Source organism: Sphingomonas sp. CFBP 13728 (assembly GCF_014841895.1).
Lineage (GTDB): Bacteria > Pseudomonadota > Alphaproteobacteria > Sphingomonadales > Sphingomonadaceae > Sphingomonas.
The window spans coordinates 620,356-634,842 of record NZ_JACYUS010000001.1 but is presented as its reverse complement, the minus strand read 5'-3'; the positions used below and the strand labels follow the sequence as shown (position 1 = coordinate 634,842).

Below are 14,487 nucleotides of genomic sequence, written 5' to 3'. Positions count from 1 at the left end.
CCGGCGCTTGCCGGGTGGGAAGGGTGAGGGCACGGTTCTCGCGTTACCCTGCGTACCGCTCGGCCGTCTCCCGGATCAATGCGATCATGTTCGGGATACCCTGAGTCCGGTTCGAGCTTAATTGCTTGCTCAGATCGAACGGCGCCAGTTCCGCCTTGATGTCGGTCGACACGATCTGGCCGGGAGTCTGATCCTGCACCGTCAGCAACACCAGCGCGATGATCCCCTTGGTGATCGCCGCATTCGAATCCGCGAGAAAGTGGAGCCGGCCATCATCGGTCGTGGTCGGATAGACCCAAACCGACGCCGAACACCCCCGCACCAACGTCGCATCGGTCTTGAGCGCATCCGGCATCGGTTCGAGCTCTTTGCCGAGGTCGATCAACAGGCGGTAACGATCGTCGGGTTCGAGGAAGTCGTATTCCTCGCGAATGTCGGTGAGAGTGGGCATTGGGTGGTCGGTAGCGGTTCGGCTTCAGCGCTTCAACACCGCGGAACAAACCAGAGGCGTATCTTTGGTTAATACCACCCCGGCGAAGGCCGGGGCCCAGTTGGGGGACGGCGATGGCCAGGTGCGGTCCGCCATTATTGCCACCTCACCAACTGGGCCCCGGCCTTCGCCGGGGTGGTCGTGTGGTTTTGGCGAGGCTTAAAGATCCACCCCGGCAGCGATCGCCTCGAGCTTCTTGATCCGCTCCTTCAGATCCGCGATCTCGATCCGCGATCCGGTCGATACCGCGACCGGCATGCGACCGTCCTGCATCTGGTCCAGTTCCATCCGCCGCAGTGAGAGCCACCCGCGCCATCCGGCCAATCCGCCTGCGACAATCATCGCGAGGCCCGCAAGGCTCGCCAGCGCGAGCGTGATGTAAAGGTTCGCTTCGATCATGTCCGCCTCCTCTAGCGGTCGCGGAGCCGTTCGATCTCTCGGTCGAGATCGACGCTCTTGTGGTTGTCGGTAATCACGCGCTCAAGCACCTGGATCCGCTCCTTCATCTGCTGCACCTCGTCGCGGAGGCGGGCTGCCTCGGGATCGTTCATCAGCGACTGCGCCTCGCCGTGTCGCGCACTCTTGAGGCGCGATTTGAAGATGCCGGTAATCATCACGATCAGGACGATCATCACGACCATCACCTGTCCACCATTCATGATCTTGTCTCCTAACGGGTCGGTCTAGTTGGCCAGGCGTTCGGTCGCGGGACCCGTATCGCGGAGCAAATCGATCTCGTTCGAGAGCTCGATCCCGCGGTCGGTGACGATCCGTTCGAGCACCCGGACGCGCTGTTCGAGGCGGTCGGTATGCGCCGCATATTGCGCGGACTTCTCGGCGATCATCTGCGCGTCGAGTTCCATGCGGCGATGCCGATACGCGAACCAGGGCCTGACGAAGACACCGCCGAAGATCGCGAGCAGTCCGCAGCAGATGCCGAGGATCGGGATGAGCAAGGGGCTGAGCATGATCGTGTCCTTCAGCGGTCGCGGAGGGCGTCGATCTCGCGAGCGGTGCGCTCGGCGGGATCGGTGGCGATGCGCTCGAGGACCGCGATCCGCTCCTCGAGGCGGGAAACCTGGCCGGTGAGGCGCTCATTCTCGCTGCTGAGCAGTTCGACCTTTCGTTCGCCAGCCGGGTCCTGCTTGTGCCCGCCGCCCCAGTTCATCGAGCTGCCCCAGTCGTCGCTCGGCGGATAGCCGTGTTTCGTACGGATCCAGTTGTTGACGATCCAGCCGACGGTCGTGATCGCGATAATGGCGATAATGAAACCTGGTCCACCCCAAGCCATAGTCATTCTCCCTGTTGACGCCGCGTCTCAGCGCAGGCTGTCGATCTCTGCCGCGAGGCTGTTGCTTGAGCGGCTGGTATAGTGCGTCTCGATGTCGGCGAGGCGGCGGTCGATGTCGCGGAACTTGCTGCGGACCTCGGCGGTCGAGCGCTTTGGGTTCGAGCGGACGCCCTGCCAGAACTTCGCGTCGTCGGGTGTCTCGTACAGCCCGATCGGCTTGGCATGCCCCATCCAGGCCACCATCCAATAGGCCAGCAGCGTCCAGGGAAAGCCCCCGGCGAGCGTCAGGACGACCATGCCGACCCGGACGAAGAGCGCATCGACGCCGGTATAGTCGGCGATCCCGGCGCAGACGCCCTTCCACTTGGCATTCTGCTTATCGAGGTAAAACTGTGTGCGGCTGCCGGACATCTCAGTTCCTCCGATCAGAAGTGCGGTCGGACTGATGGTCCGACAGATACGGCGATTGCGTCGTGCCGAGGCCCGGCTTCCAGTCGGGGTTATCGGCGGCGATGATCCGTTCGACGGTCATCACGCGGTCTTCGAGGCGGCGGGCGAGCATCTGCATCTCGTCGAGCAGGCGTTCATCCTCTTCGGTGATCCGCGGCGCCTGCTTCCACTTGGTAATGTAGTGCAGGATCACCCACGGCAGCCCGATGAAGAGCACGGCGCAGACGAGAACGGGCATCAGGTCATCCATCTCAATCGTCCTTCTTCATGCGCGCTTTCAGCGCGGCGAGCTGGGCATCGACCTTGTCGTTGCTGCGCAGCTCGGCGATTTCCTCTTCGAGCGTCTTGACGACCCCGAGCCCCATCGCATCCGCGCGGCCCTCGGCCTCGTCGACGCGGCGGTCGAGGATGTCGAAGCGGCTGAACGCCTCGTGCGTCTTCGGGCCGTTGTACATCTCGCGAAGTCGCGTCCGGTTGTTCGCGCTTTCCAGCCGGGTCTGCACCGCGTTCTGCTTGGTGCGTGCCTCGCGAAGTTTGGTCTGGAGCTTGGCGATGTCCTCCTCCGACGCGCGGAGCGCATCGTCGAGCACGCCGACCTCGGCCTTCAACTGCTCGGCCATGTCGAATGCCTTCTGGCGCTCGACCAGGGCTGCCTTGGCGAGGTCCTCGCGGTCCTTGCTCAGCGCCAATTCGGCCTTTTCGGTCCAGTTGTCCTGGAGCTGCTCCAACTTCGAGATATGGCGGCGCATCTCCTTCTGGTCGGCGATGGTGCGCGCGGCGGAGGCGCGAACCTCGACCAAAGTCTCCTCCATCTCGAGGATGATCATGCGGATCATCTTCGACGGATCTTCGGCCTTCTCGATGAGATCGGCGAAGTTGGCGGCGACGATGTCGCGGGTGCGGGAAAAGATGCCCATGTAAATCCTACTCCAGGGGTCGGCCCGAGGCTCTCAGCGAGTCCGTCGGGGTCTTATGCCACGATTGCGGTGGTTGCCGCGATGGGCGTTGCGTTGGTTGCGATCGCGGGGCCGACTGCGCCGAGGACGCAGGTTGCGCTGACGACGATGGTGCAGAGGGTAGCGGCGACGGTGCGGGCGATGTTGGTGTTGAACATGGTGGGTCCCCTTTAAGGATGGTTGGTTCCGCTATTCGGCGGGTTGCCTGAAGCTTTGCATCTCTCGTGCCAGTTTCGAAAATGGCGGAATTGCAGGGGTTTGCGCGATTCTCGCCGCTGGGTCGGTACCGGAAGCTTGCCAAGAGTTGGGAATTCGCGCCACATCTTCGCCATGGAGCGAACAACCCAGGTCATCGGCGAGTCCGGCACGTTCATGGCGGCGCTCGAACGCGCATCGCGGGCGGCGGCGCTGGATCGCCCGGTGTTGGTGATCGGCGAGCGTGGCACGGGCAAGGAACTGGTCGCCGAACGCCTCCACCGCCTGTCGCCGCGGTGGGATCAGCCGCTGGTCATCATGAACTGCGCGGCGCTGCCCGAGACGCTGATCGAAGCGGAATTGTTCGGACACGAGGCGGGCGCGTTCACCGGTGCGACCAAGGCGCGGGTAGGGCGGTTCGAGGAGGCCGATGGCGGCACGCTGTTCCTCGACGAACTCGGCACGCTGTCGATGGCCGCGCAGGATCGGCTGTTGCGCGCGGTCGAATATGGCGAGATCACGCGGATCGGCTCATCGCGGCCGATGCGCGTCGATGTGCGGATCGTGGCGGCGACCAACGAGCATCTGCCGGACAAGGTCGACCGGCACGAGTTTCGTGCCGATCTGCTAGACCGCTTGTCATTCGAGGTGGTGACGTTGCCGCCTCTGCGCGCGCGGACCGGGGACGTTGTGGTGCTGGCAGAGCATTTCGGCCGGCGGATGGCGTCGGAGCTCGGCCGCGAGCGCTGGGAGGGGTTTGGCCCGGCGGCGATGGATGCGCTGATAGCCTATCGCTGGCCGGGGAACGTCCGCGAACTCCGCAACGTCGTCGAACGCGCGGTGTATCGCTGGGAACAGGCGGGGCCGATCGACGCGATCGAGATCGACCCGTTCCAGTCGCCACACCGGCCCGGTGCTTCGACCGCGCCTAAGCCTATGGTTGTGGCGCCGCGTCCCGCCGAACCGGAGGAAGGCGAAGACCCGGTCGTCGCGTGCGAAGAAGGCCCCTCGGACTTCAAGTCCCGCGTCTCCCGCTTCGAACGCGATCTGCTCTCGCGCGCGCTGTCGGAACACCGCTTCAACCAGCGCGCCACAGCTGAAGCACTAGGCCTGAGCTACGACCAACTCCGTCATGCGCTGAAACGCCACGACCTGCTGAACGCGGGAGGCTGACCTATTTTCTTCGTTCTCCCGCGAAGGCGGGAGCCCAGGGTTGCGAACGATACCGGTCTTGGCTCCTGGACCCCCGCTTTCGCGGGGGAACAGTATCGGGATGCTCGCTGCTTAGTTTGCTCAGGCGCTCTTCCCCACCAACCCCGCCAGCTTCTTCAACTTCGGCGCAACGATCGGCACCGTTAGCATCGTGCTGGCCAGCGCCATCAATAGCAGCGCGGTGAACGTCTCATTCGTAATGATCTTCTTATCCAGCAGGATGTTGACGAAGATGATCATGATCAGCGCCTTGGTCTGAAGCAGCCAGCCGATCGCCGAAGCCTCGCCCGGCCGCCACTTCAGGATACGCCCGGCGGCATGAACCCCGGCCAGCTTGCCGCCTACCGAGGCGACGAGCAGCAACGCCGCCGCGCCGAACACCGCGTAACCGCCGACCGCCCACTGCGTCTTCAACCCGGTCGACAGGAAGAACACCGGCATCACCGCGAGCAGCACGAAGTGACGGAACTGGTCCATCTTCGCGGTCGTGAACCATTTCGAATCGAGCACCGCGCCCGACAGGAACGCACCGACCATGAAGTGCAGCCCCGCCCAGTCCGCCGCGAACCCGCAGCCGGCCAGCCAGATCAGGCTGACATACCAGCGATCACGCTCCTCGATCCGCGCCATCAGTTTCCGCACGATCAGCGTCGCCACGGCGAATCCGACCAGGAAGCCGCCTTGACGACCGACACGCTCCCAGTCGAGCAGGATCAGCGCGAGGACGCCCCAGATCGCGATGTCGTCGAGGCTCGCATAGCGCAGGATCCGCTGGCCGATCGGCTCGCGCAGCACGTCGAGCTTTTCGAGAAACAGCACAAGGATCGGCAGGGCGGTGACCGCGCACGCCATGCCGATACCGAGCACCACCTGCCATGTCGCGCCGTCCGGCCCACGCCACCCTGGGTAGCGCAACATCAGCACCGCCGCGATGCTGCCGGTGATCAGCGGCACTGCGAGCGCCAGCCCCGCCGTCACGCCGGTCTCTCCGCGGCGCTTCCACGCCTCGCCGAGATCGAGTTCGATACCGGCGACCCACACGAACATCATGACTGCCCACCACGCGATGCCGTTCAGCGAGCCCAACGTCGCAGGCGTGAAGACCGTCGCGTAATAGTCGGGATACGCCGCGCCGAGCACCCCCGGCCCGAGGAGGATGCCGCCGAAGATCTGCACGACCACCAGCGGCGCCCAGTAATCGGTCCGCCCAAGCCTCCACACCAGATACGGCACGGTGAAGATGATGAGTATCGCGAGGAGGAAGACCTCCGTCGGCGTCATGGCGTGCATGTGGATCCCCCGCGCCGATCGGTTCCCCCCGCCGGCTTTGTTACGGTAGCGGTATTATGCGGATCGGACGGTAGCGGCAATACGCCGTTGCGACGGGATTGAACCGAACCTTTTGCGCCATTCCGGGACACGCAGTGTGCTGGCGGGTGTTGGGCCGATCGATCGCGGGTGATAGTCCTCGAGCCGCATCGTACCGCCCCGGCTGGTAGGCGCATCGTGACCGTGAAAGGACGTCCCATGAAACGATCGTTGCTGGCGCTTGCGCTGCTCTCCGTCCCGGCGCTGGCGCAGACCAATGCGCCGTTCACCGTCAACGGCCAGGGGTTCGCGAACCTCCAGGACGCGGTGTCGTCGATCCAGCAGGGCACGGCGACGATCCTGATCGCGCCCGGCACGTACCGGCAGTGCGCGGTGCAGGCGGGCGGGCACATCACCTTCAAGGCCGTACAGCCCGGGACCGCCATCTTCGACAGCGTCGCGTGCGAGGGGAAGGCAGCGTTCGTCCTGCGCGGGCTCGGCTCGGCGGTCGATGGCATCGTCTTTCGCGGGTACAGCGTGCGCGACGGCAATGGCGCCGGTATCCGGATCGAAATGGGCAACCTCACGGTGACCAACTCGATGTTCCTCAACAGCCAGGAAGGCATATTGGGCGGCGGGCCGACGACTAAGCGGATCACGGTCGATCGCTCCACCTTCTCCGGGCTGGGCCAGTGCGACGTCTCGCCGGGCTGTTCGCATGCGATCTACCTCGCCAATGACGGCAGCGTGACGGTGACCAACTCGCGGTTCGAGCGCGGCACTGGCGGGCATTACGTCAAGCTGCGTAGCCCGACGGTGACGATCACCGACAACAGCTTCGACGATACGGGTGGCCGCAAGACGAACTACATGATCGATCTGTCCGATGGCGGCACCGGCCTGATCGCACGCAACACGTTCGTGCAGGGTTCGCACAAGGAGAATCACAGCGGCCTGATCGTCGTGGCGGCAGAGGCCAAGACGTTCGGCTCGACCGGGTTGCGGATCGAAGGGAATGATGCGCGGTTGTCGCCCGGCGATGCGACCAGCCCGGCATTCGTCGCGGACTATAGCCACGACAAGCTGGTAATCGGGGCGAACCGTCTGGGGGCAGGGTTGCGGCCGTTCGAGACGCGCTGAGTTGGTCCGCGTCTACCCACTGTTCGTCACCCCAGCGAAACCTGCGGTATCCCGGTTGGGATGGGCTCGCGCGGTCATGAGGAAATCCCAGCTTTCGCTAGGATGACGGTTTTCGAGGGAAGCAGCGCCCACCCAAAAGATTTGTTCTCCCGCGAAGGCGGGAGTCCAGCTTGTTCCCCCGCCTTCGCGGAAGAACAAGCTTGTCGGTAAGGCGCGGTGCTCAGTTAGCGCACGTACTCGCAGCACTCGGATCGAGATCTAGGCACCGCCCGTCTAGCCCACTAACCGGCAACCCGATCGTCGCCGCCAAGGTCGGCACGATATCCACCGTCTCCACCGACAGCGGCTGCTCGAACCCGGTCATCCCCTTGCGCCAGAACAGGATCGGCACGCGACGGTCGTAATCCCACGGCGACCCGTGCGTCTCCACATAGCCACCCGCCGGCGACACGATCGTCGTCACGCGCGGCTTGAGCAGCACCACCATCTGACCGGACCGCTCGGGATAGAACGACGCCCGCACCCGCTCGATCAGCGTCCACGTCTCAGGCGGAGACTTCGCCATCGGCGTCGCCATGATCTCCGCTGCCGAGTAGGCACCCGCTATCTGCGGCATCGCGCGATACCGACGCAACGCCTCCGCAAGCACCTTCGCCTGCGTCTTCGCCGGCAGCGTGTCGTCGATATACACGTCGCCTTCCGTCCCCAGCAGCACGCTCCCCGGCAGCCCCATGTCCTTGGCGATCGCAGTGCCGACCTGCTTGGCGAGGACGTTCTCGTCCATGTGCGCCTCCATCGGCATCGCACGCTGCTGCTGGCGCTCGGTCGCGTCATGCGCGCCGTGGTCGGCGGTCAGCACCACCTCGTAATCGACGCCGGTTTCATCCATCACCGCGAAGAAATCGCCCAGCGTCTTGTCGAGCTCGGCCATCTGGATGCACATCTCGGTGCCCTGCGTGCCGTAGGTATGCCCGACATAATCGGTCGCCGACGCGCCGATATCGATGATGTCGGTCTGCGGCCCCTTGCCGAGCTTCATGTCCTGCACCAGCGCCGCCGCCATTGCGAACACCGCGGCGTCGGATGCCGGCGACACGCGGAACCCCTTCGCGTCGCCGGCCTCGCGCTCGAAGCGCCCCTGGCCGTAGGTCTTGCCCGCGATCACGATCGGATGGTTCACACCTGCGCAATAGCCGGGCAGGGGGAGCGCCGCCTGCGGCTTGGCGATGAGCGCGGCGACCGCGTCGCGCGTCCGCTGCACTGCCGGCGGCACCGCGCGACCGGCATACGAAACGTACGTCTTGCCGTCCCACCACCAGAGCTCGTCGACCTTGTGGCCGCCCATCATCACCGCCGCGCGGTCTTTTCCGGCGACCGACACCGACCGCGTCCGCGGATCGCGCGCCTTCATCATCTCGCCCAGCGTCGGCACTTTCAGATGCATGTCGGACACGGTGTAGCTGTCGTGCGTGCTGCCGGTGACGCGCTCGTCCTCCGAGCAGTAGACGATCTTGTCGGGCCGCCCGGCGCGCTGATCGACCCAGTTGTTGGCGATGATCCCGGTATGCGCGGGCCGCATCCCGGTCAGGATCGTCGAGTGACCGGGGCACGTCTCGGTCGCGGCATGGCTCTGATACCCGCTCGGGAACACCGCGCCGTTCAGCAACCGGGTGAAGCCGCCGGTATAGTGATTGCGATATTGCTGGAACAGGTCGGCGGCGAACTGGTCGACCGAGATCGCGACGATCAGTTTTGGCGGAGTCGTGGGGGTCGCCGCGGGGGACGCCGCCGTCTGGGCAGAGACCGAAGCGGCCGAAGTCAGCAGGAGCGCGGCGATAAGTGCTTTCACGAACAGTCCTTTAGACAGCGATGACCATCGAGCGCGGCCGTCGCTTTGAAGTGCAATACGAGATCGTCACCGCTATGGCTTTGTGCGATGAACGAAACAAGGATGGCCATGCGCGGATTACGTTGCGCCGTGATGACGGTCTTGCTGGCCGTCTGCGGGCTGGCAAGCGCGCCCGCGATTGCGGAATCGCTGAACGGCTCCAGCCAGCATCTGATGATGAAGCTGGTGGCCGAAAGCGATCACCCGAAGGCCGGCGCGCCGCTGACGATCGCGCTCGCGACGACGCCCGAGACTGGCTGGCACGGCTATTGGCGCAACCCCGGCGACGCGGGTTTTCCGGCGACGTTCGACTGGACCTTGCCGACAGGCGCAAAGGCGGGCGAGCCCGAATGGCCGGTGCCGACGACGCTGTTGATCGCTGGCCTGATGAACTATGTCTACGAGGCGCCCTATGCGCCGGTCGTGACGATCCAGGTTCCGGCGGGGCTGGCGGCGGGGTCGAAATTCTCCATCCGCCTGAAGACGAGCTACCTCGTCTGCTCGGCGACGATCTGCGTACCCGAAGAGAAGGCGCTCTCGCTCGACCTCACGATCGGTGATGGCGCGCCATCGCGGGCCGCCGAGTTCGCGGGCTGGCGTCAGGCGATCCCCAAGCCGCTCGATGCCGGCGCGACCTACGCCACGAGCAACGGGACGATGCGGATCGCGGTGCCGTTCCCCGCAGGCGCAAAGATCGACAAGGCGTATTTCTTCCCGGTCACCACCGGCGCGATCGAGAATGGCGCGGCTCAGGCGGTCACGCGCGACGGCGACCGACTGACGATCAGTACCAAGGTCGCCGCGAACGCCAAGGCTGGCGGACCGATCGAGGGCGTGCTCCGGATCGGCGACGGTCAGGGGCTCGGCGTCAAGGCAACGCCCGGTGCGGTGGCCGAAGCGGCCGGCGGCGATGCGACCAGCGCGAGCGGCGAGAGCCTCTGGCTGACTGCGCTGATCGCATTCGCCGGCGCAGTGCTCGGCGGGCTGATTCTCAACATCATGCCGTGCGTCTTCCCGATCCTCAGCCTCAAGGCACTGAGCCTCGCCCGTGGCGGCGCGAGCGAGAAGGACGCGCGGGGGGAAGCCTTGGCCTACACCGCGGGCGTCGTGCTGGTCTGCCTCGGGCTCGGCGGTGCGATCCTGGCCTTGCGCGCAGGCGGATCGGCGGTCGGCTGGGCGTTCCAGTTGCAGCATCCCGGCGCGATCGTCGCACTGCTACTGCTGAGCACCGCGATCGCGTTCAACCTCGCCGGGCTGTTCGAGGTGCCGACCCCGCGCTTCGCAGGTGAGAGTGGAGCGAGCGGCGCGTTCGCGACCGGCGCGCTGGCGGCGTTCATCGCGACGCCGTGCACCGGTCCGTTCATGGGCGCAGCGCTCGGCGCGGCGCTGGTGCTGCCGTGGCCGGCGGCGCTCGCCGTGTTCGGCGGGCTCGGGATCGGCTTGTCGCTCCCGTTCCTTGCGATCGGGTTCATCCCTGCGTGGCGGCGGTGGCTGCCAAAGCCCGGCGCATGGATGGAGACGTTCCGACACATCCTGTCGGTGCCAATGTTCCTGACTGCGATCGCGCTCGGCTGGGTGCTCGGGCGCCAGACCGGGGTGGACACGCTGACGCTCGCGCTGGTCGCGGTGCTGGCGATCGGCGCGGTGCTGTGGATCGGCGGCTCGCGCCAGCGCAAGGGCAAGTCGTTCGGCGTGGTGGCGCAGGTTCTGCTGCTCGTCGTGTTCGTCGGCAGCGCGGTGCTAATCTCACGCGCGCCGCCGGTCGCCGCCAAGACCGCCACCGCAGGCGACGAGGCGTTCACCGAGGCCAAGCTCGCCTCGCTGCGCGCCGAGAAGCGTCCGGTATTCGTGTACTTCACGGCCGACTGGTGCCTGACGTGCAAGGTCAACGAGAAGGCGGCGATCGACACCGCCGGCGTCCGCGACGCCTTCGCCAAGCACAACGTCGCGGCGCTGATCGGCGACTGGACCGACGGCGACCCAGTGATGGGCCGCTTCATCCAGGGCCACAACCGCGCCGGCGTGCCGCTGTATCTATACTACGCGCCGGGCGCAGCCGAACCCACCGTCCTCCCGCAGGTCCTCACGCCAGGCCTGCTCGAAGGCCTGGGCGCCTAAGATACGATCTTCTTCCCGATGGGGGAGGATCGGGTGAATACCAGTACACAGAAGGACTTGTGCAGCGCAGCGATGCGTTGCAGCATGGAACCGCAACGCTTGATGGGGAATTGACCGTTTCGATGGGGAAACAAGCGTTCGACGAAATCATGGGGACACCGGGCGATACGACCGCCCGGCCCGAACTGGCGGCATTGTGCAAGTGGATCGAGGATACGCCTGACGCCGAACTGCGTCGCCGTCAGGAAGCTGCCGAGACGACGTTCCGGCAGCTCGGGATCACTTTTGCGGTGTACGGCGAAAACGAGGCGGCCGAGCGGATCATCCCGTTCGACATCGTCCCGCGCGTGTTCCTCCACGACGAATGGACGCGGCTTTCGGAGGGCTTGGTCCAGCGCGTCGAGGCGATCAACGCGTTCCTCGACGACATCTACGGCGAACGACGCATCCTGAAGGAGGGCATCCTCCCCGAGGACCTCGTGCTCGGCAACGCGCAGTTCCGGCCGGAGATCGCCGGCATGCGGCCGCCGCATGGCATCTGGGCGCATATCTGCGGCATCGATCTCGTCCGCACCGGGCCCGACGACTTCTTCGTGCTCGAGGACAATGCGCGAACGCCGTCCGGTGTCAGCTACATGCTCGAAAACCGCGAGGCGATGCTTCGCCTCTGCCCCGAACTCTTCCGCGAATTCCGTGTGGCGGCGGTCGACAGCTATCCCGACCGCCTGCTCGAGACGATGAAGTCGGTCGCGCCGCACGGCACCGGCTCCAACCCGACGTGTGTTTTGCTGACCCCCGGTCACTACAACTCCGCCTATTACGAGCACAGCTTCCTAGCGGATTCGATGGGGATCGAGCTCGTCGAGGCCGCGGATCTCGTGGTCGACGACGACGTCGTGTGGATGCGGACGATCGCCGGCCGGGTGAAGGTCGACGTGATCTATCGCCGGATCGATGACGACTATCTCGATCCGCTCGTGTTCCGTCCGGATTCGGCGCTCGGCGTGCCCGGGCTCATCGCAGCCTATGCGGCGGGCAACGTCGCGATCATGAATGCGCCGGGCAACGGCATCGCCGACGACAAGGCGATCTACAGCTACATGCCCGACATCGTGAAATTCTACTCGGGCGGCGAGTGCAAGCTCCGCAACGTCGAGACCTGGCGCTGCCGCGAACCGCAGGCGCTGAAGTACGTCCTCGACAACCTAGAACATGTCGTCGTCAAGCTGGTCGACGGCTCTGGCGGCTACGGCATGCTGGTCGGCCCGACCGCGTCGAAGCAGGAGATCGAGGATTTCCGCGCCGCGCTGATCGCCGAACCGCATCGCTACATCGCACAGCCCACGCTTGCCCTGTCCACCGTTCCGACGATGGCGGACGGCGGTTTGAGCCCCCGGCACGTCGATTTCCGCCCGTTCGTCCTGACCGGCTCGAAGGGCGTGCAAGTCGTGCCCGGAGGCCTGACGCGCGTTGCGCTCAAGGAGGGATCGCTGGTGGTCAATTCGAGCCAGGGTGGCGGGACCAAGGACAGTTTCGTGCTGATGGCGGATCAATCGCAGCGCATAGCGGCGGGCGGGATGACGCAGACGATGGGTGGCATGTCGCAATCGCTCGGTACGATGCTGCCATCGCCGGGAGCGGACTCCTGATGCTCTCGCGCACCGCATCGTCGCTTTACTGGCTCGGGCGCTATTTCGAGCGCGCCGACTTCATCGCGCGGCTGGTCGAGGCCACCGTACGCCTCGATGTGCTGTCTTCCCAGCCGGCCGGCGAAGCGGCGTGGGCGTCCGCACTCGCCGTCACCGAAACCGAGGAGCCGTTCGCTGCGCTCGGCGCCGGCATGACCCAGACCGAGGTGGTCCGCTTCCTGACGCTCGATTCGAGTCATCCCGGTTCGATCGTCCGCTGCGTCGACATGGCGCGCAACAACGCCAAGGCAGTGCGTACTGCGCTGACCCGCGAGGCCTGGACCGCGATAAATCGCGCGTGGCTGCTGTTCGAGAACCGGACGACGCCGCGCAGCACGACCGACCAGATGAACCTGGTCGAGGCTGTCAAGAACGAGACACGCGGGTTCGAGGGCGCGGTCCACCGCATGCTGCGCAACCAGACGACGTGGTTTATCCGCCTCGGACAGGCGGTCGAGCGCGCGGACAACACCGCGCGTCTGCTCGACGTCAAATACCACATCCTGTTGCCTGAGGGCGAACGCCTGGGCGGTGCAATTGATCGCGACCAGTGGACGACGATCCTCCAGACCGTCTCCGCGGTGACCGCCTATCGCTGGCTGTATAATGACGGTCTGCGGCCTGCCGACGTCATCGACCTGTTGCTGGCCCGCGCGGAACTCCCGCGAAGCCTCGCCGCGTCGGTCGAAGAGACGGTCGACGTGCTGAACCTGCTGGCGAAACGCACGGGCAACCACGGGGAGGCGGACAGGATGGCACGGATGCGCGCGAGCCGGATGGGTAAGACCCGATCCGGCGAAGTGATCTCGTCGGGGCTGCATCAGTATCTGCAAGCCTTCATCGCCGAGAACGCGCTGCTGCACGGCGCGATTGGTCGCCAGTTCAAGTTCCTTTGATGCGATTGTCGATCGATCACCACACGATCTACCGCTTCAGCCAGCCGCAGGGCCGGCTCGTCCAGATGCTCCGGCTGACGCCCGAGAACACGCATGACCAGACCGTGGCGTCGTGGCGGATCGACGTCGATTGCGACGCCAGGCTGCGGCCGGGCAGGGACGGCTTCGGCAACGCGGTGACGATGTTGTACGCCGAGGGGCCGGTCGACGGGATCGAGATCACCGTGACGGGCGAGGTGCTGACCAGCCATTCGGACGGCGTATTGCACGGCGTCCACGAGACCTTGCCGCCCGCGGTCTATCTGCGCTCGACCGAGGCTACGGCGCCGGATGCGACGATCGCCGAGTTCGCTGCCGATGCGGCGGTCGGCGCGCGCGACCGGATCGGGGCGCTGCACCGGTTGAACCGCGCGTTGCACAAGCAGTTCGTCTTCGATGCCGGTCGTCCGGAACCGGGGCGGACCGCCGCCGCGGCATTTCGCGAGGACAGCGCGACGCCGCGTGACATGGCGCAGATGTTCGCGGTCGCCGCACGCTCGCTCGGCGCGCCCGCGCGGTATGTGTCCGGCTATCATCACAACGATCACGAGGTCGTGCATCTGCCCACGCCGCACGGCTGGGCGGAGGCGTTCGTCGACGGGCTGGGCTGGGTAGGCTTCGATCCCTGCACGGGGATGTCGCCGGAGGAGCATTACGTTCGCGTCGCGATGGCGCTCGATGCGGCGGGAGCGGCGCCGGTGGCGGGCTCGCGGCTGGGCGAGGGTGGCGAGGAACTCGACGTCGACGTGGTGGTCCAACGCGAGGACTGAGGTTGCTTTCCTGCGAAAGCAGGGACCCAGACTTGGCTCCCTGCCT

At 65.7% G+C, this 14,487-nt stretch carries 17 protein-coding genes; 6 read left to right on the top strand and 11 right to left on the bottom strand.

Annotated features, from left to right (window positions below; translation table 11 throughout):
* Positions 1–43: 43 nt before the first annotated feature.
* From IFT67_RS02650 to IFT67_RS02610, 9 genes are all read right to left on the bottom strand, one after another.
* The gene (locus tag IFT67_RS02650) at positions 44–451 is read right to left on the bottom strand and encodes a SufE family protein (protein WP_192144941.1); all 408 of its coding nucleotides are present in this window, start codon (positions 449–451) and stop codon (positions 44–46) included.
* A gap of 198 nt (positions 452–649) precedes the next feature.
* Complete coding sequence (locus IFT67_RS02645) at positions 650–889, bottom strand: hypothetical protein (protein WP_107961988.1); 240 nt, start codon at positions 887–889, stop codon at positions 650–652.
* A gap of 11 nt (positions 890–900) precedes the next feature.
* The gene (locus IFT67_RS02640) at positions 901–1,149 is read right to left on the bottom strand and encodes a hypothetical protein (protein WP_107961989.1); all 249 of its coding nucleotides are present in this window, start codon (positions 1,147–1,149) and stop codon (positions 901–903) included.
* Between the two features lie 24 nt (positions 1,150–1,173).
* Complete coding sequence (locus IFT67_RS02635) at positions 1,174–1,458, bottom strand: hypothetical protein (protein WP_056058216.1); 285 nt, start codon at positions 1,456–1,458, stop codon at positions 1,174–1,176.
* A gap of 11 nt (positions 1,459–1,469) precedes the next feature.
* Positions 1,470–1,781 (bottom strand): bZIP transcription factor, encoded by a 312-nt coding sequence (locus tag IFT67_RS02630; RefSeq protein WP_192144940.1) that lies wholly within the window; start codon positions 1,779–1,781, stop codon positions 1,470–1,472.
* Between the two features lie 27 nt (positions 1,782–1,808).
* Positions 1,809–2,192, bottom strand: coding sequence for an envelope stress response membrane protein PspC (gene pspC, locus IFT67_RS02625; RefSeq protein WP_056482352.1), 384 nt, complete (start codon positions 2,190–2,192; stop codon positions 1,809–1,811).
* Between the two features lies 1 nt (position 2,193).
* Positions 2,194–2,481, bottom strand: coding sequence for an envelope stress response membrane protein PspB (pspB, locus tag IFT67_RS02620; protein WP_056058227.1), 288 nt, complete (start codon positions 2,479–2,481; stop codon positions 2,194–2,196).
* A 1-nt stretch (position 2,482) separates the two neighbouring features.
* Positions 2,483–3,148 carry a phage shock protein PspA gene (gene pspA / locus IFT67_RS02615; protein ID WP_055878009.1) on the bottom strand — a complete coding sequence of 222 codons (666 nt, stop codon included), beginning with the start codon at positions 3,146–3,148 and terminating at the stop codon, positions 2,483–2,485.
* A 53-nt stretch (positions 3,149–3,201) separates the two neighbouring features.
* Positions 3,202–3,345, bottom strand: a complete 144-nt coding sequence (locus tag IFT67_RS02610) for a hypothetical protein (protein ID WP_192144939.1) — start codon at positions 3,343–3,345, stop codon at positions 3,202–3,204.
* A gap of 172 nt (positions 3,346–3,517) precedes the next feature.
* Here IFT67_RS02610 and pspF point away from each other — a divergent pair, with 172 nt between their 5' ends.
* Positions 3,518–4,555, top strand: a complete 1,038-nt coding sequence (gene pspF, locus IFT67_RS02605) for a phage shock protein operon transcriptional activator (RefSeq protein WP_192144938.1) — start codon at positions 3,518–3,520, stop codon at positions 4,553–4,555.
* Positions 4,556–4,675: 120 nt separating this feature from the next.
* Here pspF and IFT67_RS02600 read toward each other — a convergent pair whose 3' ends face one another.
* Positions 4,676–5,884: a cation:proton antiporter gene (locus IFT67_RS02600; protein WP_192144937.1), complete on the bottom strand. Its 1,209-nt coding sequence runs from the start codon at positions 5,882–5,884 to the stop codon at positions 4,676–4,678.
* Positions 5,885–6,121: 237 nt separating this feature from the next.
* Here IFT67_RS02600 and IFT67_RS02595 point away from each other — a divergent pair, with 237 nt between their 5' ends.
* Complete coding sequence (locus tag IFT67_RS02595) at positions 6,122–7,042, top strand: right-handed parallel beta-helix repeat-containing protein (protein ID WP_192144936.1); 921 nt, start codon at positions 6,122–6,124, stop codon at positions 7,040–7,042.
* A 220-nt stretch (positions 7,043–7,262) separates the two neighbouring features.
* Here the strand turns inward: IFT67_RS02595 and IFT67_RS02590 are convergent, their stop codons facing one another.
* On the bottom strand, positions 7,263–8,891 hold the full coding sequence (locus tag IFT67_RS02590) for an alkaline phosphatase family protein (protein ID WP_192144935.1): 1,629 nt from the start codon (positions 8,889–8,891) through the stop codon (positions 7,263–7,265).
* A gap of 108 nt (positions 8,892–8,999) precedes the next feature.
* Here IFT67_RS02590 and IFT67_RS02585 point away from each other — a divergent pair, with 108 nt between their 5' ends.
* The 4 genes from IFT67_RS02585 (at position 9,000) to IFT67_RS02570 (ending at position 14,441) form a co-directional block, all read left to right on the top strand.
* Entirely contained in the window at positions 9,000–11,048 is a 2,049-nt protein-coding gene (locus tag IFT67_RS02585; RefSeq protein WP_244647139.1) for a protein-disulfide reductase DsbD family protein, read from the top strand.
* 122 nt (positions 11,049–11,170) lie between these two features.
* On the top strand, positions 11,171–12,697 hold the full coding sequence (locus IFT67_RS02580; RefSeq protein ID WP_192144933.1) for a circularly permuted type 2 ATP-grasp protein: 1,527 nt from the start codon (positions 11,171–11,173) through the stop codon (positions 12,695–12,697).
* On the top strand, positions 12,697–13,632 hold the full coding sequence (locus IFT67_RS02575) for an alpha-E domain-containing protein (RefSeq protein WP_192144932.1): 936 nt from the start codon (positions 12,697–12,699) through the stop codon (positions 13,630–13,632). Before IFT67_RS02580 ends, IFT67_RS02575 begins: the two co-directional genes overlap by 1 nt.
* Complete coding sequence (locus tag IFT67_RS02570; RefSeq protein ID WP_192144931.1) at positions 13,632–14,441, top strand: transglutaminase family protein; 810 nt, start codon at positions 13,632–13,634, stop codon at positions 14,439–14,441. The genes IFT67_RS02575 and IFT67_RS02570 overlap by 1 nt, the downstream gene beginning before the upstream one ends.
* The last annotated feature ends 46 nt before the right edge of the window (positions 14,442–14,487 follow it).

Coding starts and splice junctions, on each gene's coding strand:
- IFT67_RS02650 (WP_192144941.1), bottom strand. CDS start 451: ATGCCCACTCTCACCGACATTCGCGAGGAATACGACTTCCTCGAACCC.
- IFT67_RS02645 (WP_107961988.1), bottom strand. CDS start 889: ATGATCGAAGCGAACCTTTACATCACGCTCGCGCTGGCGAGCCTTGCG.
- IFT67_RS02640 (WP_107961989.1), bottom strand. CDS start 1,149: ATGAATGGTGGACAGGTGATGGTCGTGATGATCGTCCTGATCGTGATG.
- IFT67_RS02635 (WP_056058216.1), bottom strand. CDS start 1,458: ATGCTCAGCCCCTTGCTCATCCCGATCCTCGGCATCTGCTGCGGACTG.
- IFT67_RS02630 (WP_192144940.1), bottom strand. CDS start 1,781: ATGGCTTGGGGTGGACCAGGTTTCATTATCGCCATTATCGCGATCACG.
- pspC (WP_056482352.1), bottom strand. CDS start 2,192: ATGTCCGGCAGCCGCACACAGTTTTACCTCGATAAGCAGAATGCCAAG.
- pspB (WP_056058227.1), bottom strand. CDS start 2,481: ATGGATGACCTGATGCCCGTTCTCGTCTGCGCCGTGCTCTTCATCGGG.
- pspA (WP_055878009.1), bottom strand. CDS start 3,148: ATGGGCATCTTTTCCCGCACCCGCGACATCGTCGCCGCCAACTTCGCC.
- IFT67_RS02610 (WP_192144939.1), bottom strand. CDS start 3,345: ATGTTCAACACCAACATCGCCCGCACCGTCGCCGCTACCCTCTGCACC.
- pspF (WP_192144938.1), top strand. CDS start 3,518: ATGGAGCGAACAACCCAGGTCATCGGCGAGTCCGGCACGTTCATGGCG.
- IFT67_RS02600 (WP_192144937.1), bottom strand. CDS start 5,884: ATGCACGCCATGACGCCGACGGAGGTCTTCCTCCTCGCGATACTCATC.
- IFT67_RS02595 (WP_192144936.1), top strand. CDS start 6,122: ATGAAACGATCGTTGCTGGCGCTTGCGCTGCTCTCCGTCCCGGCGCTG.
- IFT67_RS02585 (WP_244647139.1), top strand. CDS start 9,000: ATGCGCGGATTACGTTGCGCCGTGATGACGGTCTTGCTGGCCGTCTGC.
- IFT67_RS02580 (WP_192144933.1), top strand. CDS start 11,171: ATGGGGAAACAAGCGTTCGACGAAATCATGGGGACACCGGGCGATACG.
- IFT67_RS02575 (WP_192144932.1), top strand. CDS start 12,697: ATGCTCTCGCGCACCGCATCGTCGCTTTACTGGCTCGGGCGCTATTTC.
- IFT67_RS02570 (WP_192144931.1), top strand. CDS start 13,632: ATGCGATTGTCGATCGATCACCACACGATCTACCGCTTCAGCCAGCCG.